The organism is Sphingomonas mangrovi (assembly GCF_047975845.1).
Lineage (GTDB): Bacteria > Pseudomonadota > Alphaproteobacteria > Sphingomonadales > Sphingomonadaceae > Sphingomonas.
The window spans coordinates 79,645-97,059 of the sequence record NZ_JBIUCZ010000009.1 but is presented as its reverse complement, the minus strand read 5'-3'; the positions used below and the strand labels follow the sequence as shown (position 1 = coordinate 97,059).

Annotated in this window: 14 protein-coding genes and 1 pseudogene; 4 read left to right on the top strand and 11 right to left on the bottom strand. The window is 69.2% G+C overall.

Annotated features, from left to right (window positions below; translation table 11 throughout):
- Positions 1-23: 23 nt before the first annotated feature.
- From ACBY01_RS06760 to ACBY01_RS06750, 3 genes are all read right to left on the bottom strand, one after another.
- On the bottom strand, positions 24-680 hold the full coding sequence (locus ACBY01_RS06760) for a GntR family transcriptional regulator (RefSeq protein WP_416460033.1): 657 nt from the start codon (positions 678-680) through the stop codon (positions 24-26).
- 62 nt (positions 681-742) lie between these two features.
- Complete coding sequence (locus ACBY01_RS06755; protein ID WP_416460032.1) at positions 743-1,741, bottom strand: 4-hydroxyproline epimerase; 999 nt, start codon at positions 1,739-1,741, stop codon at positions 743-745.
- 11 nt (positions 1,742-1,752) lie between these two features.
- Entirely contained in the window at positions 1,753-2,667 is a 915-nt protein-coding gene (locus ACBY01_RS06750) for a dihydrodipicolinate synthase family protein (RefSeq protein WP_416460031.1), read from the bottom strand.
- Between the two features lie 77 nt (positions 2,668-2,744).
- On the opposite strand from ACBY01_RS06750, the gene ACBY01_RS06745 reads away from it, so the two are divergent.
- Together ACBY01_RS06745 and ACBY01_RS06740 are read left to right on the top strand one after the other, a co-directional pair.
- Positions 2,745-3,962: an NAD(P)/FAD-dependent oxidoreductase gene (locus tag ACBY01_RS06745; protein WP_416460030.1), complete on the top strand. Its 1,218-nt coding sequence runs from the start codon at positions 2,745-2,747 to the stop codon at positions 3,960-3,962.
- Between the two features lie 13 nt (positions 3,963-3,975).
- The gene (locus tag ACBY01_RS06740; protein ID WP_416460028.1) at positions 3,976-5,172 is read left to right on the top strand and encodes a M24 family metallopeptidase; all 1,197 of its coding nucleotides are present in this window, start codon (positions 3,976-3,978) and stop codon (positions 5,170-5,172) included.
- Positions 5,173-5,424: 252 nt separating this feature from the next.
- Here the strand turns inward: ACBY01_RS06740 and ACBY01_RS06735 are convergent, their stop codons facing one another.
- The gene (locus ACBY01_RS06735) at positions 5,425-6,717 is read right to left on the bottom strand and encodes a homoserine dehydrogenase (RefSeq protein WP_416460027.1); all 1,293 of its coding nucleotides are present in this window, start codon (positions 6,715-6,717) and stop codon (positions 5,425-5,427) included.
- 140 nt (positions 6,718-6,857) lie between these two features.
- Complete coding sequence (locus tag ACBY01_RS06730; protein ID WP_416460026.1) at positions 6,858-7,805, bottom strand: isopenicillin N synthase family dioxygenase; 948 nt, start codon at positions 7,803-7,805, stop codon at positions 6,858-6,860.
- Between the two features lie 208 nt (positions 7,806-8,013).
- On the opposite strand from ACBY01_RS06730, the gene ACBY01_RS06725 reads away from it, so the two are divergent.
- On the top strand, positions 8,014-8,358 hold the full coding sequence (locus ACBY01_RS06725) for a DNA primase (protein WP_416460025.1): 345 nt from the start codon (positions 8,014-8,016) through the stop codon (positions 8,356-8,358).
- Positions 8,355-9,203: an MliC family protein gene (locus tag ACBY01_RS06720; RefSeq protein WP_416460024.1), complete on the top strand. Its 849-nt coding sequence runs from the start codon at positions 8,355-8,357 to the stop codon at positions 9,201-9,203. The genes ACBY01_RS06725 and ACBY01_RS06720 overlap by 4 nt, the downstream gene beginning before the upstream one ends.
- A 4-nt stretch (positions 9,204-9,207) precedes the next feature.
- Here ACBY01_RS06720 and ACBY01_RS06715 read toward each other — a convergent pair whose 3' ends face one another.
- The 6 genes and pseudogenes from ACBY01_RS06715 to ACBY01_RS06690 form a co-directional block, all read right to left on the bottom strand.
- On the bottom strand, positions 9,208-9,447 hold the full coding sequence (locus tag ACBY01_RS06715; RefSeq protein WP_416460023.1) for a hypothetical protein: 240 nt from the start codon (positions 9,445-9,447) through the stop codon (positions 9,208-9,210).
- 103 nt (positions 9,448-9,550) lie between these two features.
- Positions 9,551-12,475, bottom strand: coding sequence for a TonB-dependent receptor (locus ACBY01_RS06710; RefSeq protein WP_416460022.1), 2,925 nt, complete (start codon positions 12,473-12,475; stop codon positions 9,551-9,553).
- A 209-nt stretch (positions 12,476-12,684) separates the two neighbouring features.
- Entirely contained in the window at positions 12,685-14,127 is a 1,443-nt protein-coding gene (locus tag ACBY01_RS06705; protein ID WP_416460021.1) for a family 43 glycosylhydrolase, read from the bottom strand.
- 32 nt (positions 14,128-14,159) lie between these two features.
- Positions 14,160-15,194, bottom strand: a complete 1,035-nt coding sequence (locus ACBY01_RS06700; RefSeq protein ID WP_416460020.1) for an arabinan endo-1,5-alpha-L-arabinosidase — start codon at positions 15,192-15,194, stop codon at positions 14,160-14,162.
- A gap of 104 nt (positions 15,195-15,298) precedes the next feature.
- Positions 15,299-16,879: an alpha-N-arabinofuranosidase gene (locus ACBY01_RS06695; RefSeq protein WP_416460019.1), complete on the bottom strand. Its 1,581-nt coding sequence runs from the start codon at positions 16,877-16,879 to the stop codon at positions 15,299-15,301.
- Positions 16,880-17,080: 201 nt separating this feature from the next.
- Positions 17,081-17,404 (bottom strand): annotated as a pseudogene (locus tag ACBY01_RS06690) (Ohr family peroxiredoxin); the annotation flags it as partial.
- Between the last annotated feature and the right edge of the window lie 11 nt (positions 17,405-17,415).

The window sequence follows — 17,415 nt, the reverse complement described above, 5'->3', positions numbered from 1 at the left end:
CCCCCTTTTTATTGCGTGTCTTTTCAGCCCGGCGAGTCCGCGCCGAACTCGGCACGAAGATCGTCCAGCGTCGCCTGGATATGCGCGGCGAGCAGCGTCTGCATGGTCGCGCCGTCGCGTGCCAGCCAGGTGTCGAGCAGCGCGCGATGCTCGAGGTGCGCGCGGTCCTCGCGGCCGGCGGGCGCCAGATGCGCGACCACATAGCGTTCGGCGAGCACCGCCAGCCGTTCGACCAGCTGGGTGGTGAGCAGCCGCCCGCTCGGGCGGACCAACGCGGTGTGGAAGTTGCGGTTGCAGACCGCGACCGCGGCCAGATTGTTGCTCGCGGCGCTGTCGAGCGCCTCGAACGCGGCGATCGCGGCGGCACGCTCGCCGTCGTCGGCATGCTCGGCGGCAAGCGCCGCGGCCGCCGGTTCCAGCACCAGCCGCAGCGCGAAGATCTCGTCGAACTCCTCCGCCGACATCGGCCGGACGAAATAGCCGCGGTTGGCCTGGCTGCTGAGCAGCCCCTCCTGCTCGAGCCGGGCGAGCGCCTCGCGCAGCGGGATCTTGCTCACGCCCAGCTCGTTGGCGAGGGCATCCTGGCGGATCGGCGCGTTGCGCGGCAGCGCGCCGGTGATGATCCGCTCGCGGATGATCTCGAACACCTGTTCGGATAGCGTGCGGACGACAATACTCATCGACGGGAGACCTCCGGAAGGACGCGGCCCGCGCGCCGGAAGTCGACTGCGGACCGCGAGGGTCATGTGACCTGAAAACCCTTCCAGAAAGGATCGATACGATCAATCCAGATCGTGTTGAAGCCGGTCGCGATCGCGGACCCTTCGATCGACGGGACGATCGCCGGCTGCTCGCCGATCGCGGTCTCCGCCTCGACCCGGCCGGTGAAGCGGCTGCCGATGTAGCTTTCGTGGACGAAGCGGTCGCCGACCCGGAGTGCGCCCTTCGCCGCCAGGTGCGCGAGCCGCGCGGAGGTGCCGGTGCCGCACGGGCTGCGATCGATCGCGCGGTCGCCGTAGAACACCGCGTTGCGCCCGTCGGCTCCGTCGCAGCGCGGCTTGTCGGCCCACAGGATGTGGCTGACGCCGCGGATGGTGGCATCGAGCGGATGCACCGGCTCGAACTGTGCGCGGATCGCCTCGCGCAGCCGCGCGCTCAGTTCGACCAGGCGGGAGGCGCCCAGGTCGTCCAGCCCGGTATAGGCGCCCTGCGGGTCGACGATCGCGTAATAGTTGCCACCATAGGCGACGTCGACGCTGAGCGGCCCCAGCCCCTCCAGCTCGACCTGGATGCCGGTCGCCGCGACATAGGCGGGCACGTTGGTGATGCGCACCGCCGTCACCTTGTCGCCCTCGGTCGTGTAGGCGACGTCGATCACCCCGGCGGGCACCTCGATGCGCAGCTTGCCGGGCGTGGCAGGCTGGATCAGCCCATTCTCCAGCCCGAAGGTGACCATGCCGATGGTGCCGTGGCCGCACATCGGCAGGCAGCCCGAGGTCTCGATGAACAGGATGCCGACGTCGCTGTCGGGCAGCGTCGGCGGGTAGAGGAAGCCGCCCGACATCATGTCGTGGCCGCGCGGCTCGAAGCACAGGCCGGTGCGGATCCAGTCGAAGCGCGCCAGGAAATCCTGGCGCCGCTCCGACATGGACGCCCCCTTCAGCAGCGGCGCACCGCCCGCAACGAGGCGGACCGGGTTGCCGGCGGTATGGCCGTCGATACAGAAGAAGGTGTGCCGCATGCGTCTACTCGTCAGGCTGCCTTGGCCACCTCGAGAGTCGGACGCGTCGCCGCGGCCTTCTCGACCATCGCGATCACCTCGGCACGGCGCTCGCCGGTGAGGACCTGACGCGGCGGCAGCACGCGCTCCGACCCGCGACCCATGACCTGTTCGGAGAGCTTGATGGTCTGCACCAGATCATGCTCGGCGTCGAGGTGGAGCAGCGGCATGAACCAGCGGTAGATCTCCAGCGCCTTGGCGGTGTCGCCGCGCGCGAAAGCCCGGACCAGCTCCACCGACTCGCGCGGGAAAGCGTTGGTGAGGCCGGAGACCCAGCCCTGCGCACCCAGGAACAGCCCTTCGAGCGCGACGTCGTCGAGCCCGGCGAACAGCACGAAGCGATCGCCGAACTCGTTGCGGAAGTCGGTGAAGCGGCGCGTGTCGGGCGCCGATTCCTTGACCGCGACGATGTTCTTCACATCGTGGAGCGCGGCCAGCACGCCGCGGTCGATCACCGTCCGGTACGCCGGCGGGTTGTTGTAGAGCATGATCGGCAGCCCGACCGACTCGGCGATGCCGCGGAAATGGGTGACCAGTTCCTCGGGCTTGGGCACATAGACCATCGGCGGCAGCACCATCAGGCCGGTCGCGCCGATCTTCTCGGCGGACTGCGCCCAACGCACCGCGCGGCGCTCGTCGTATTCGGACACGCCGGTGAGCACCGGCACGCGACCCGCCACCACTTCGACGATCGCGCTCAGGACCTGCTGTTTCTCCTCGAACATCAGCGAGTTGTTCTCGCCGACGGTGCCGAGCGCGATCACGCCCGTGACGCCGTCGCGGATCAGGTCGTCCACCACCCGCTGGGTCTCGCCCAAGTCGATCGACAGGTCCTCGCGGATCTGCGTCGTGACGGCGGGGAACACACCCTTCCAATCGACACTCATACCTGCACCATTCTCTTATCGTTGCGGACATATACCGTATACGATAGGGATCGTTGCACCGCAACAGGAGAACGGGCGTGCGTGCGATTAATCTGGTGGGCGGCGGCGTGGTCGGCTTGGCGTGCGGCGTGGCGCTCGCGCGCGCCGGCCATGCGGTGACGCTGTTCGAGCCGGACGACCAGCGCACCGCCGCTTCCTGGGGCAACGCCGGCCATATCGCGACCGAGCAGGTGGCGCCGCTCGCCTCGCCCGCAGCGGTCCGCTCGGCGCATCGCCGGCTGTTCGCTCGCGGCGGTGCGCTCGACCTGCCGCTCGCGCGCATCGCGCACTGGCTGCCGTTCGCGGTGCGGCTGCTCGACCGCTCGACGCCGCGGCACTTCGCCGCGGGCAGCCGGGCGCTGGGCGGGCTGCTGCGCGAGTCGTTGCCGGCGTGGCGGCGGCTGGTGGCGGCGATCGGCGCGCCCGAGCTGCTGGCCGAGAACGGCCATCTCGTCGCCTGGGAAACGCCCGAGACCGCACGCGCCGGCCGCGCCGCATGGGCCGAGGCCGACACCGGCACCGCCACCTTCCGCGATGCCGATGCCGCGGAGCTGGCGGCGATCGGCGCGGTGAGCCAGGTGCCGATCGCGGGCGCGATCCGCTTTTCGGGCAGCGGCCAGGTCCGCGACCTGTCGGCGCTCGCCGCGGCGCTCGAGCGCAGCTTCACCGCGGCGGGCGGGCGGATCGTCCGCGAGCGCGCGACGGTCGCGATCGTCGACGGCGCCGCGCAGGTGCCCGGCCATCCCGCCGATCTGGTGCTGGTCGCCGCCGGCATCGGATCGCGCGCGCTGATGGCGGCGACCGGCCATACCGTGCCGATGATCGCCGAGCGCGGCTATCACCTGCGCGCCGCCGCCGACCGCTGGCCCGCCGAGCTGCCGCCGCTGGTGTTCGAGGATCGCTCGATGATCGTCACCCGCTATGCCGAGTGCGTCCAGGCGGCGAGCTTCGTCGAACTCAACACGCCCGACGCGCCGCCCGACCCGCGCAAGTGGGAGCGGCTGGAGGCGCATGTCCGCGCCCTGCGACTGCCGATCGCCGGCCCGTTCCGCCGCTGGATCGGCAGCCGCCCGACGCTCCCCGACTATCTCCCGGCGATCGGGCGCTCGCGTCGCGCGGGCAACCTGCTCTATGCGTTCGGCCACCAGCATCTCGGGCTCACGCTGGCGCCGATCACCGCGGAAATCGTCGCCGCCTTGGCCGCCGATGCGTCCCCGCCGGTCGACCTCGCCCCGTTCGACCTCGCCCGTTTTTGAAGAAGGACACAGCATGACCATCGGCGGATCGAACGCAGCGGCCGAACTCGCAGCGATCACTCCCTGGGCCGAGCGCGCCACCCCGATCGACGCGGCCGAGCGACAGGCGCGACTGGCGCAGGCGCGCACGCTCGCGGAGGCGAACGGCGCCGACGGGCTGCTGGTCAACGTCGGCGCGTCGCTGCGCTATTTCGCCGACGTGCCCTGGGGCCCGAGCGAGCGGCTGGTGGTGATGCTGCTGCCCGCGTCCGGCCGCCCGGTGCTGCTGTGCCCCGCCTTCGAACTCGGCACGCTGGAGGCCGATCTGGCGATCGACGCCGACGTCCGGCTGTGGGAGGAGGACGAGGACCCGATCGCGCTGCTCGCCGACACTCTGGCGGGGACCGGCGTCACCCGGCTGGGCGTCGATCCGCTGTTCCCGTTCCAATGGGCCGAGCGGCTGCGCGCAAAGGCGGCCGGCGTCACCCTGCTCGACGGCGCGCCGGCGATCGACGGCTGCCGCATGGTCAAGTCGCCGGCCGAGCTGGCGCTGCTCGGCCAGGCCAAGGCGATGACGCTGGAAGTGCACCGCCGCGCCGCGCGCATCCTCCAGCCGGGCATCGCCGCGAGCGACGTCGTCCGCTTCATCGACGCCGCGCACCGCGCGATCGGCGCGGCGGGATCGAGCTTCTGCATCGTCCAGTTCGGCCGCGCCACCGCCTTTCCCCACGGGCTGCCGGGGGAGCAATATCTGCAGGAGGGCGAACTGGTGCTGGTCGACACCGGCTGCCTGGTCGAGGGCTATCACTCGGACATCACCCGCACCTATGCCTTCGGCAGCGTGCCCGACGAGGTGCGCAGCATCTGGTCGCTGGAGAAGGAGGCGCAGCAGGCGGCGTTCGACGCGGCGGCGCCCGGCGTGCCGTGCGAGGCGGTGGACGCCGCCGCGCGGCGGGTACTGGAAGCGGCAGGGCTCGGCCCCGACTATCGCCTGCCGGGCCTCCCCCACCGCACCGGCCACGGCATCGGCCTGTCGATCCACGAGCCGGCCTATCTGGTGCGCGGCGACAAGACGCCGCTCGCGCCCGGCATGTGCTTTTCCAACGAGCCGATGATCGTCGTTCCCAACCGCTTCGGCGTGCGGCTGGAGGATCACTTCCACGTCACCGAGACGGGCGCGGCGTGGTTCACCCAGCCGCAGCACGCGATCGACCGGCCGTTCGGGGATTGAGTACGCCGCTGGCCGCATCCGTATCCCTGCGCAGGCAGGGATCCAGGGTTTCCGCAGAGCAACGACTGCCGGTGCTTGGGACCCTGGGCTCCTGCCTTCGCAGGAGCACGGATCAACGCACGGAAACGTGCCCCCTCCCGTCACCCTGACGAACGTCAGGATCCATTGCCGCTACGATTGAAGCGCGAGCGTAGCGTGTCTGGATGCCAGCCTCCGCTGGCATGACGAACGAAGGGCGATGACGCGCCCCGCTCAGCTCTCCAGGATGTGCATCCACATCGGCTCGCCGACCAGGCTCGGCGAACCGCGCAGCCGTTCGAGCGACGCGGCGACGCAGCGCTCCGGCCCCTCGTGGGTGACGATCGCCACCAGCACGCTGCCGTCGGCGTTGGCGCCGCGCTGCATCAGCCGCTCGATCGAGACGCCGGCGTCGCGCATTGCCGCGGCGATCTCGGCGAGCACGCCGACCTTGTCCGCGACCATCAGCCGCAGATAGGCGCGGCCGCGGCGCTCGCCAGTGGACGCGGCGGGCTGCTCGGCGAGCGCCTCGGCCGGCATCGCATAGGCGGGGCCGAACTCGCCGCGGGCGATGTCGATCAGGTCGGCGACCACCGCGCTCGCGGTCGGGCCGTCGCCGGCGCCGCGCCCCTGGAAGAACAGCCGGCCGACGAAATTGCCCTCCGCCACGACGGCGTTGAGCGAACCGGTGACGTGCGCCAGCGGATGGTCGAGCGGCACCAGATGCGGGTGGACGCGCTGGAACAGCCCGTGCGCACCCGCCTCCGCCACACCGACCAGCCGCACGCGATAGCCGAGCGTCGCCGCCTCGGCGATGTCGGCGGCGAGCACGTGGCGCACGCCGGTCACCGCGACGTCGTCGAACGCCGGGCGCGTGCCGAAGGCGAGGCTGGCAAGGATCGACAGCTTGTGCGCGGCGTCGATGCCGTCGATGTCGAAGCTCGGGTCGGCTTCCGCGAAGCCCAGCCGCTGCGCCTCTGCCAGTACCTCGGCGAAGTCGCGACCCTCGGCCTCCATCTTCGACAGGATGAAATTGCAGGTGCCGTTGAGGATGCCGTAGACGTGGCCGATCTCGTTGGCCGCGGCGCCGTCGCGCAGCCCCTTGATGACCGGCACGCCGCCCGCCACCGCCGCCTCGAACTTGAGTGCCACGCCGCGCCCTTCGGCGGCGCGCGCGAGTTCCAGGCCATGATGGGCGATCATCGCCTTGTTGGCGGTGACCACGCTCTTGCCGTTGCCGAGTGCGGCGCGAACAAGCGTCAGCGCCGGGCCATCGGCGCCGCCGACCAGCTCGACCACCACGTCGGCGCGACGATCGGCGGCCAGCGCGGCGGTGTCGTCGACCCACTCGAAGCGCGACAGGTCGACGCCGCGGTCCTTGGTGCGGTCGCGCGCGGAGACGGCGACGATCTCGATCGGGCGGCCGGCGCGGCGCTCGATCAGCGGCCCGTTGGTATCGAGGAGACGAATCACACCCGCGCCGACCGTGCCAAGTCCTGCGATCGCGACGCGTAGCGGTTCCGTCATGCCTGCCTCTTTCGTTCTCCGCCGGGACACTCCGGCGGCGAAGGCGGCGTTAGCGGACGCGCCGAGGTACAAACAACCCCGAACGCGTCCGAAAACTTTGCGGAAGTTGCGAAAGCGAGCCCGGGGCAGCCGCCCAACCCTTATTTCTTGATCAGCCCGATCTCGACCAGCCGCTGGTGGAGATAGTCGTGCGCCGTGATCGGCTGCGGATAGCGGTTCCCCTCGCCGACGCAGCCCGGCAGCGTCTCGATCAGGAAGTCGGGCGCGGGGTGGAGGAAGAACGGCATCGAATAGCGCGACTTGCCGCGCCGCTCGGGCGCCGGATTGACGACACGGTGCGTGGTCGAGGGCAGGACATGGTTGGTCAGCCGCTGGAGCATGTCGCCGACGTTGACGACCATCGCCCCCTTGGGCGGCTTGACGGCGAGCCAGCGGCCGTCCTTGTCGAGCAGTTCGAGCCCGGCTTCCTCGGCGCCGAGCAGCAGCGTGATGAGGTTGATGTCCTCATGCGCGCCAGCCCGCACGCCCGGCGCATCGGCCGACACCGGCGGATAGTGGAGCAGCCGCAGGATCGAATTGCCGCTGTCGACCGCCGGCTCGAACCAGTCGGGCGCGAGCTTGAGATAGCGGGCAATCGCCGACAGGAGCTTGAGTCCCGCGGCGTCGAACGCGGCGAACAGCTCGACGAAGGTTTCCTTGAACCCCGCCGGCGCCGACGGCCAGACGTTGTCGGCCATCACCGCGCGGAAACGATGGTCGGCCGGCAGCTCGCGGCCGATGTGCCAGAATTCCTTGAGGTCGTTCTCGGTCGCGTCCTTGGCGATCTCGATCCCGAACGGCGTATAGCCGCGCGCGCCGCCGCCGCCCGGCTGGTGATAGCCGCGCTTCTCTTCCTCGGGCAGCTTGAAGAACTGCCCGGTCAGCGTCCAGGCGCGCTCGATCAGCGCGGCGTCGATGCCGTGGTCGGCGACCATCGCGAAGCCGAAGCGCGCGAACGAGCCGCCGAACGCCTGGGCGAAGCGCTCCGGATCGTCCTGCTGCTCGGCGAGCGAGACGAGGGGCACCTGGGTCATGGGAGCGTCGGCCATCGGAAATCCTGCAGGGGGTTGATTGTGCGCCTGAATACGCCCGCAAGGCGCCCGCGAACAGCCCCACGGTGCAGCGGCTGCGCGGCAGCCGCCGGCTTCTCCCCCCGCCCGCCGCTCGGATCGTCGCGGGCGGCGGGAACAGGAAGCCCCGATCGCCGTTCGCGCTGGGAAGAGTCCGCGTTTCGCGGACCACAGCAAGGAGCGAATCATGGGCGGTCACCAGGTTACGGGACAGGGCTCCGGCGACGACGGCTACGACGAGGAAGGCTATGACGAGAGCCAGCGTGCCGAGATCCTCGAGGTCACGCGCGACGGCCCCAGCGACGGCACGATGATGACCGACATGGAGCCCGATCTCGCCGAGTCCGACGACGAGGACGAAGACGAGCTTCTGATGCAGGACGACGAACTCGGCGAAGAAGAAGACGACGACGACGTGCCGGTGAACCAGGACGATCAGGACGAGGACGAACTCCAGGAGGATTTCGACGGCGACGATCTCGCCGAGGACGGTGACCTCGACGACGCGGACGAGGACGCGCTCGAGCCGTGAGTCGTCCGCTCGCCGCAGCCGCGCTGGCGCTGATGCTTGCCGGCTGCGGCGACGGTCGCGATGCCGCGCGCGACCAGACCGCCGAGGCTCAGGGACCCGCTGCCGACGCACCGGTGCCCACCGGACCCTCGGGTGCACCGTCGCCTGCCCCCGTCGGGGCGCCGGCGGACGCCGCCAGTGCCACGCCCGCCCCACCCGCCGCGGATGCCGATGGCAAGACCGCGGAGGCGGCGCGGGCGCTGGTCGAGCGCTATTACGCGCTGCTCGGCCGCGGCGACTATGCCGCGGCCCGCGCACTCTGGCGCAACGGCGGCGCGGCGTCGGGCAAGAGCCCTGCGGCCTTCGCCCGCGGCTTCGCCGGCTATGCCAGCTATCGCGCGGAGGTCGGTGCCCCCGGCCGGATCGATTCCGGCGCGGGGCAACGCTACGTCACCGTGCCCGTGACGGTCCGGGCGACGCGCAAGAACGGCCCGCCGATCGTCGAGCAGGGCGAGGTCACGCTCCATCGCGCGGGCGATATCGACGGCGCCACCGCCGAGCAGCGTTCCTGGCGGATCGAAAAGGTCGATCTCGCTTCCCGGAATACGACCGCCGCGGACATGCCGGCCAAGGTCACCGCACGCTATCGCTGCGACGACGGCACGACGCTGGTCGCCGCGTTCGACAATCGCGCCGACACCGTGACGCTGCGCCGGGGTAATGCCACGCTCGGCGTGCTCGAGGGGCAGCGCCCGGCCTCCGGCATCTGGTATGCCGGCGACGGCATGACGCTGCGCGGCAAGGGCGATCGCGCGACCTTCACGCGCGACGGCCGGGGTAAGACCGAGTGCACCGCGCGCGCGTGACGCGCTAGCTGCCATTGCCGATCAGATTGCGCAGCACGGCGAGGTCCTGATCCGTCACCGGCGCGCCGGTGACGTCGGTCAGCCCCGCGACGGCGTTGTCCTCGACGCCGTCGGCGGGCTCCCCGTCCCGACTGGCGAAGCCGACCGTCATCAGCGTGGTGACCAGGACGCCGAGCGCCCACCACAGGGCGGACCAGCGGCTGCGGAACAGCTGCGAAGGACGGCGCGGGATCATGCCGCCCAAGCTGCGCCGATCGGCGCGCCGATGCCAGCGAAACCGCCACGAAAAAAGGGGCCGGCGAACCGGCCCCCAAGGTGGTGCAGAGGTTGGACGGAAGCCGTCCGGATCACATCGAGAAACGCACGCCCAACGCGAAGGTGCGGTCGAGCAGCAAGGTGCTGGAGTTGAACTGCTCCGGCCCGCCGGCATCCTCGAACTTGTAGTAGTTCTGCTGCTTCGCCTTGGTGAGGTTCACCGCGTCGAAGGTCACGCCGATGTCGTCGGTCACGTTCCAGGTCAGCTGGAGGTCGAGGCTCTTTTCCGGTCGACGCCAGAAGCCGATCGGATTGGCGAACGAGCGAGCTTCGTTGCTCTGGAGGAAGCCCTTGCGCCAGATGTACGACAGGCGCGCCCCGATCGGGCCCTTATCGTACGCCAGCGTGGCGTTGTAGGAGAGCTTCGACACCCCGAAGAACGAGGAGGTCGTCTCGCCGACGATCTCGCCCTGCGTGTTGGTGACGGGGATCGTCTGCTCCGAATCCAGGATCGTCGCGCTGCCGGTGAAGCCGAGGCCGTCGAGCGGCCCGGGCAGGTAGGTCGGGAAATAGGTCAGGCCCAGTTCCACGCCCTTCAGCACGCCGTCCGACGCGTTTACCGGACGGGTGATGTTGAAGTTCTCGGTGTAGGTCTCATTCCGCGGCAGATAGTTGTTGGGGATGAACTCGCGGATGGTGAGCGGAACCACCAGCCCCTCGATCTCGCGGTGGAAGCCCGTCACGTAGATCGCGCTGTTGCGCTCGAAATACCACTCCAGCGCGAGATCCATGTTCTTCGAATGGGTCGCGCCGAGCGTCGCCGTGCCCGACGTGCCGGTGCCGAAGCCGATCCGCGACAGGTCGCCGGTCAGCACCCGGTTCGGGTTCAGATCGCCGAACGCCGGACGACGCAGCGTCTCACCATAGTTAAAACGAATCCGCAGATTGTCGGTGATGCCGTACCGCGCGGTGAACGACGGCAGGAACTTTTCCGACCCGGTCGACACCGACGTGCGGGCGAAGTTCGCCCCGCGATCGAAATAGTCGTAGTCGGTGTCGATCATCACATAGCGCACGCCGCCCTGCAGCTGCAGCGGCCGGCCGAACAGCTCGACCTCTCCGTCCGCCACGATGTAGGCCGCGGTGTTGATCTCGTTGATCCCGAAGACCTGCCCGAAGCTCAGCTGGTCGGACAGCAGCAGGCCCGGCGCGACGGCGCGGTACAGGGTGCGAACGGCATCCTTGTCCATCGTCCGCGGGTCGGCGATGACCCAGCTGGTCGGAACGTCCGCCCGCCCGTCGAAGAAGCCGCTGTTGGTGAACGGCGTGCCCTGCGCGAATTCCGAGAGATAAATGGGCAGACGCTCCGGATTGTCTGCCCCGATCGGGAGAGCCGGATTGAACGCCGGGTTCGGTCGCGTGAGGGCGCCCGCACCCTGATCCCGCACATAGCTGTCGGCATCGCGATTGTCGTAGCGGAAGCCGGCCTTGATGCGGCGCAGGAAACCCTCGTCCCAGCTATACTCGCCGTCGAGCATCACGGTCAGCGCGCTGCCCTTGTTCTTGGTGCCGCTGTCGAACAGGTTGCCCACCGTCCATGCCGACGGGTCGGTCAGGACTTCCTGATTGCCGAAGCTGTACGCCGGCAGGCCGCCGCCGGCATTGAAGTCGACGTCGAGGTCGAGCGGACCGCGATCGGTGCGGATGGCGAAGAACGAGGTCTCGTTCGTGCTGTTCTGATAGGCGACGTCGGCCGAGATCTTGCCGCGGTCCGCGACGTCCCATTGCCCGTTCAGGGCATAGACGAAGCTGTCCGTCTTGTTGGTCGCATAGTCGCCGCTGTTGAAGCCGGCGACCGATCCGGCGCGACGCGACTTGATGATGTTCGTGCCGTCGTACAGTTCGAAGCTCGACCCCACCGGAGTCGGGAGATCGCCCCACCAGTCGGCGAAGCTGAAGTGCAGGCTGTTGGCCGTCTTGCCGCGGAAGCCGGTGTAGAACACCTCGGCGGTGTAGACGGAGCGGTCGTTCGGCGCCCATTGCAGCGCAGCGTTGACCGACGGGCGCTCGCGCTCGCCGTACAGGTCCGAACTGATGATCGCATCCCGCGACAGATAATAGGGAACGTCGACGCCGTTGATGTTGAGCGTCGAGCCCGGCGCGGTCGGCAGGCCGCGATCGAGACCGGGCGTCCAGTTCTCGTTGCGATCGCCCGGGAAGATGCGCTGGAGCGGGGTCAGCCCGCTTCCGTCCGGCGGAGTCTCCGTCGCGAAGGGCACCATGGCGCCCGCCTGCAGGTTCTGGTTGCGATACTTGTACCGCGAATAGCTGCCGTTCACCAGCAGGCCGATGTCGCCGATGCCGGTCTCCCAGCGGTTGCTGACCAGCAGCGCCACGTTCGGATTAATCTCGTCCGCCAGCTCGCTGTAGATGCCGCGGGCGAGGCCGGAGATGGCGAAGCCGTCGAAGTCGAGCGGACGGCGGGTCTTCACGTCGATCTGGCCGGCGAGACCGGTTTCGATCTGATCGGCCGAGCGCGTCTTGTAGACGTCAACCTGCTTGACGAGGTTCGCCGAGATGTCCTGCAGGGCGAACGACGTTCCCGCCGCGGTGAAGATGTTGCGGCCGTTGAGGGTCGTCAGCGGATCGGTCAGGCCGCGGATGGTGACCGTCGCTGCTTCGCCGCCGGCGCGATCGGTGATCTGGACGCCGGTGATGCGCTGGAGCGCCTCGACCACGTTATTGTCGGGCAATTTACCGACGTCCTCGGCCACAACGGAGTCGACGATCTGGGTCGCTTCGCGGCGCACGTTGAGCGCGCCGACGATGCTGCCGCGCACGCCGGTGACGACGATGTCGCCCTCGCTGGGTGCCGCATCGGGGGTCTCGCCGACCTGGGTGACGGTAGAATCGGTAGCCGGCGCAACGTCCTCGGCGGCGGTCTGCGCCAGGGCGGGCGACGCAAGGACCAGAGCGGCAACGGACGCAGTGCGCAAGAAAACGGGCCTGAACGCCATGTTCCTCTCCCCTAACCGGGCGTTTCGCCTCGGCCAATCATCGTATTTATTACTCGGACAAAAAGTAGAGGATTTTCGTCCGATCCGCAAGAGGCTTCGTCCTGCCGCAGCACCGCGGCGCCGGGCGCGGCGCCGCCCAACGAAAGCCGCTCCGGCGGCCGGGTTGGCCACCGGAGCGGGAGCATGTGTCGGAGAGGACGGGTGGAGGTTCAGCTCACCCGGAACAGCGTGTTGGGTGCCGCACCGCGCTTGGGGCGTGCCACCAGCCGCAGCCCGCCGTCGGCGTGCGACAGCACCATGCCGGGGCGACCGGCGAGCACGAAGCGCACCGTGTCGCGGTCTACCGCCTCGCGCACGAAGCTGCTGCGCAGCACGAACTGGCGGTCGCGCTGCGGCTGGGCGAGCCGGACGCTGCCGTCGGGCGCGGCGAACAGAACGCGTTCGGGGGCATCGATCGGCACCAGCGTCACCGCGCCGGAGCCGGCCATGCTCGCCACGCCGCGGAACTGGCTGGAGGGGATGTCGCCCGCGCCGACCAGCACGCGGTCGCCGTCATGCCGCACGAACTGCTTCGGCGCATCGGCGGGCGAGAAGCGGTCGGGAACCAAGCCGTTGCCGACGGGGATGCCGAAATCCGGCGTGCCATCCTCGCGATAGTAGATGCGCTGGACTCGGGTGTGGCGGTTCGGGTCGAACAGCGGGTCGCCCTCGATCGCCTTGTAGTCGCGGCCGTGGTAGACCAGCACGTCGCGGCCCTGCTCGTCGACGGTGAAGCTGTTGTGGCCGGGACCATAAACCTTCGTCACGTCCGAGCTGACGAACACCGGCTGCGGCGATTTGGTCCAGCTCTTCGCATCCATGATGTCGGCGTCGTCGCGCGCCGTCAGCATGCCCAGGCAATAGCGGTCGTCGGTCGCGCTCGCCGAATAGGTCAGGAACAGCCGGCCGTTGCGCGCGAGCACCGCCGGCGCCTCCGCGACCTTGAACCCGCGCACCTCCCAGTCGAGCGTCGGCACCGTCAGCCGCGCCGCCTTTGCCGCCAGCGTCAGCGGCGTCTTCATCGGCGCGAGATAGAGGTTGGAGTTGGTTTCGATCCCTGGCTCGCGCTCCGCCCAGCAGAAATAGCGGACGCCGCGGTGCATGAAGATCGTCGAATCGAGGTTGAAGCCGTCGAACGGCGATTCGAACTTGCCCAGCACGCTCCAGCTGCCGGTCATCGGATCGGGGCCGTCGCACACCACCGCATAGGTGCGGATGCGGAACACGTCCTCGCCGCCGCCGCTGGGGCCGGCCGCGAAATACATCACCCATTTGTCGTCAAAGAGGTGCAGCTCGGGCGCCCAGAGAAAGCCCGACATCGGCCCGCTCGCCTGGTGGCGCCACAGCACCCGCTCCTCGGCGGTGGCGAGCCCCGCGAGCGTGCGCGAGCGGCGCAGCACCAGCCGGTCGTACTCGGGCACCGATCCGGTCAGATAATAATAGCCGTCGGCGTGGCGGAACACCTGCGCGTCGGCGCGCTGCTTGACGAGCGGGTTGACCGGCACCGGCGCGGCGGCGGCGTCGGTGGCGCGCAGGCCGGCGGCGGAAGCCTTTGCCGCGACGAGGCTGCCGGCGGCACCGGCGAGGAAGAAGCGGCGGTCGAGAGGAAGCATGGCGGCAGCTCCTTGGAGAGTTTCAGTCATTGCTAAGCGACAGGCCAGCCGTCGGCGCCCCAGGTCACGGGCGCGATGCGCAGCGTCGGCGCGCCGTTCTTCTCGCGATCGTAGGCGTGGTAGACGACGTAATCGCGGCCGTCCTTGTCGTGCAGCCAGCCGGCATGGCCGGGGCCGCGGAAGCGCTGCTTTTCCTGAAGGTCGGCGCGCAGGAAGATCGTCCCCTGCCCCTCCATCAGCGGACTGCCGTCCTTGCCGACATAGGGCCCGGTGATGTCCTTCGAGCGGCCGACGGCGGTGTAGTAGGTGCTGTTCACGCCCTTGCAGCAATAGTCGTAGGACACGAGCAGATAATAATAGTCGCCATGCGGCACGATGAACGGCGCCTCGATCGGCGCGGCCGCGCCGGCGGGGGCCATGCGGCGGGCGAGCGAGAAGCGCTTCTCCTTGGGGTGGAGGAGCTTGCCGGTCTTCTTGTCCAATTCGAACAGCTTGATGCCGCTCCAGAAGCTGCCGAGCGACAGCCAGTGGCGGCCCTGCCGGTCGATCACGAAATTGGGGTCGATGGCGTTGAAGTCGTCGCTGGGCATCGACTGCACCACCAGCCCCTCGTCGCGCCACGCGAACTTGGGCGACTTCGGATCGAGCGTGGCGTTGGTCGCCATGCCGATCGCCGAGCGGTTCGATCCGAAGGTCGAGACCGAATAGTACAGCCGCCAGCGGCCGTTCACGCGCGCGATGTCGGGCGCCCACAGACCGTTGGTGCCGGGCACCGCTTTGGGCGCCCAGTCGGGCAGCTTGGTGAACACCGGCGCGCCCGCGGTCCAGTGGACGAGGTCGGGCGAGCTCTTGGTCTCGACCAGGCGATCGCCGTGGCCGGTGCCGAACACATAATAGGTGTCGCCCTCACGCGCGATCACCGGATCGTGCGTTGGGACGAGGTCGCCGGTCAGGCGCTCGTTGAGGCTGGGCGCCTGCTGCGCCGGGGAGCCGGGCGCCTGCTGCGCCAAGGCTCCGGCGCCGCAAAGCACCAGCGCGGCTCCTATCAGAAGCGACCGAAGCATCATCCCTCTCCTCCTCCGGTGCTCCTGCGGAAGCAGGAGCCCAGGGTTTCTATGACCTACGCTTGTGGACCTGAGCCCCTGCCTGCGCAGGGGCACAAGGTCGCCTGTTACTGCAGGTCGAGCACGACCACCGACTTGGCGGGCAGCGTCACCGTCAGCGTGCCGCCGTTCACCTGCGCGCCGGTGAAGGCGGCGGGTTTCACCACCTCGGGCGCGTCGAAGCTGTTGTGCGCGTTGATGGCAGGCGCGGTCAGCACCCGGCCGGTCACCGAGGACGCGGTGAGACCGTCCAGCTTCACGGTGACGGTGTTCGCCTGGTTCGGGTCGAGATTGGACAGACCGACATGGACGCGCCCGTCCTTGCCGCGCACTGCCGATCCGCTGACCCCCGGCAAGGTGAACTGGTCCTTGTTGTACCAGGGCGCGTCGATCGTGATCGGCAGCACGGTCGCGTCCTGCCACGGCTTGTACATCTCGAACACGTGATAGGTCGGCGTCAGCACCATCTTGCTGCCGTCGGTCAGGATCATCGCCTGGAGCACGTTCACCATCTGCGCGATGGCGGTCATGCGGACGCGATCGGCGTGCTTGGCGAAGATGTCGAGGTGGATCGACGCGATCAGCGCGTCGCGCAGCGTGTTCTGCTGGCGCAGGAAGCCCGGGCGCGTGCCCGGATCCTGGGCATACCAGGCGCCCCATTCGTCGACGGCCAGGAAGACGCGCTTCTGCGGATCGTACTTGTCCATGATCGCGCTGTGCTTGGTGATCAGCTCGTCCATGTGCCAGGCACCGGCGAGCGCGTCGGCCCAGCCGTTCTCGTCGAAGTTGACCGGATCGGCCTTGGGCGGCCAGCCGCCCTGCGGCAGCGTGTAATAGTGGAGCGACAGCGCATCGAGCTGCGGGGCCGCGACGCGCATCATCGTCTCGGTCCAGTTATAGTCGTCGACGTTGGCGCCGGCGGCGATCTTGAGGATCTTGGTGCCGGCGGGCGCCTTGATGAAGGTCGCATAGCGGCGCGTCTCGTCCGCGGCGAACTCGGGCCGCATGTTGCCGCCGCAACCCCACAGCTCGTTGCCGACGCCGAAGAACGGCACCGCCCACGGCGCCTTGTGGCCGTTCTTGGCGCGCTCCTCGGCCAGCGTGCCGGCCGGCGAGGTCATATATTCGACCCACTCCGCCATCTCGCGCGGGGTGCCGTTGCCGACGTTGCCGGCGACATAGGCCTCGGCGCCGACCTGGCGCAGCAGTTCGAAGAACTCGTGCGTGCCCACGGTGTTCGGCTCGGTCACGCCGCCCCAATGGGTGTTGATCTTCACCGGGCGCTGCTTCTGCGGGCCGATGCCTTCCCGCCAGTGATATTCGTCGGCGAAGCAGCCGCCGGGCCAGCGGATCACCGGCACCGACAGGTCGCGCAGCGCCGCGACCACGTCATTGCGGAAGCCGTTGGTGTTGGGGATCTTCGAGTTCTTGCCGACCCACAGCCCCTCGTAGATGCCGTGGCCGAGATGCTCGGCGAACTGGGTGAAGATGCGCCGGTCGTAGACGGGGCCGGGCTTGCTGCCGTCGATCTCGACGCTGGCGGTGCCTGCGGCCGGGCTGGGCTCGGCGGGCGCGGTCTGCGCCACGGCGCCGAGCGGCGCGGCCGACAACAACAGCGCGAGCGCCGCGCGGCGAAGGATGCGGATCATGATTCGTCTCTCCCTGGCTGCCGGGGCGGGCCGGCGTTTCACCCTCTGATGGGGTCGCATTACTCGGACATATTGCAGCGACAGAGCGAACGCAATCGCGATCAAGCCTCCGCAACACAACGTAAAACGGGCGGGGTGTCCCCACCCCGCCCGCTTGGGAGAACCGATGGACGAACCGCTCAGGCGCCGATCAGGCGATGCTCAGGCGATGCTCAGGCCGACGTCGACGTTGTTGCGGGTAGCGTTCGAATAGGGGCAGATCTCGTGCGCGGTCGCGACCAGCTTCTCCGCATCGGCGCGCGCCACGCCCGGCAGGCTGACCTCTAGATTCGCCGTGATGCCGAAGCCGCCGGCGATCCGCGGGCCGATGCCGACGGTCGCGTTCACGCTGACGGTGTCCGGCACCTTGAGCTTGAGCTGCTGTCCCGCGACCTTGAGCGCGCCGATGAAGCAGGCGGCATAGCCGGCCGCGAACAACTGCTCGGGGTTGGTGCCCTCGCCACCGGCGCCGCCGAGCGCGGGCGGGCGCTACGCGA

Coding starts and splice junctions, on each gene's coding strand:
- ACBY01_RS06760 (WP_416460033.1), bottom strand. CDS start 680: ATGAGTATTGTCGTCCGCACGCTATCCGAACAGGTGTTCGAGATCATC.
- ACBY01_RS06705 (WP_416460021.1), bottom strand. CDS start 14,127: ATGCTTCCTCTCGACCGCCGCTTCTTCCTCGCCGGTGCCGCCGGCAGC.
- ACBY01_RS06740 (WP_416460028.1), top strand. CDS start 3,976: ATGACCATCGGCGGATCGAACGCAGCGGCCGAACTCGCAGCGATCACT.
- ACBY01_RS06735 (WP_416460027.1), bottom strand. CDS start 6,717: ATGACGGAACCGCTACGCGTCGCGATCGCAGGACTTGGCACGGTCGGC.
- ACBY01_RS06725 (WP_416460025.1), top strand. CDS start 8,014: ATGGGCGGTCACCAGGTTACGGGACAGGGCTCCGGCGACGACGGCTAC.
- ACBY01_RS06755 (WP_416460032.1), bottom strand. CDS start 1,741: ATGCGGCACACCTTCTTCTGTATCGACGGCCATACCGCCGGCAACCCG.
- ACBY01_RS06730 (WP_416460026.1), bottom strand. CDS start 7,805: ATGGCCGACGCTCCCATGACCCAGGTGCCCCTCGTCTCGCTCGCCGAG.
- ACBY01_RS06750 (WP_416460031.1), bottom strand. CDS start 2,667: ATGAGTGTCGATTGGAAGGGTGTGTTCCCCGCCGTCACGACGCAGATC.
- ACBY01_RS06710 (WP_416460022.1), bottom strand. CDS start 12,475: ATGGCGTTCAGGCCCGTTTTCTTGCGCACTGCGTCCGTTGCCGCTCTG.
- ACBY01_RS06695 (WP_416460019.1), bottom strand. CDS start 16,879: ATGATCCGCATCCTTCGCCGCGCGGCGCTCGCGCTGTTGTTGTCGGCC.
- ACBY01_RS06700 (WP_416460020.1), bottom strand. CDS start 15,194: ATGATGCTTCGGTCGCTTCTGATAGGAGCCGCGCTGGTGCTTTGCGGC.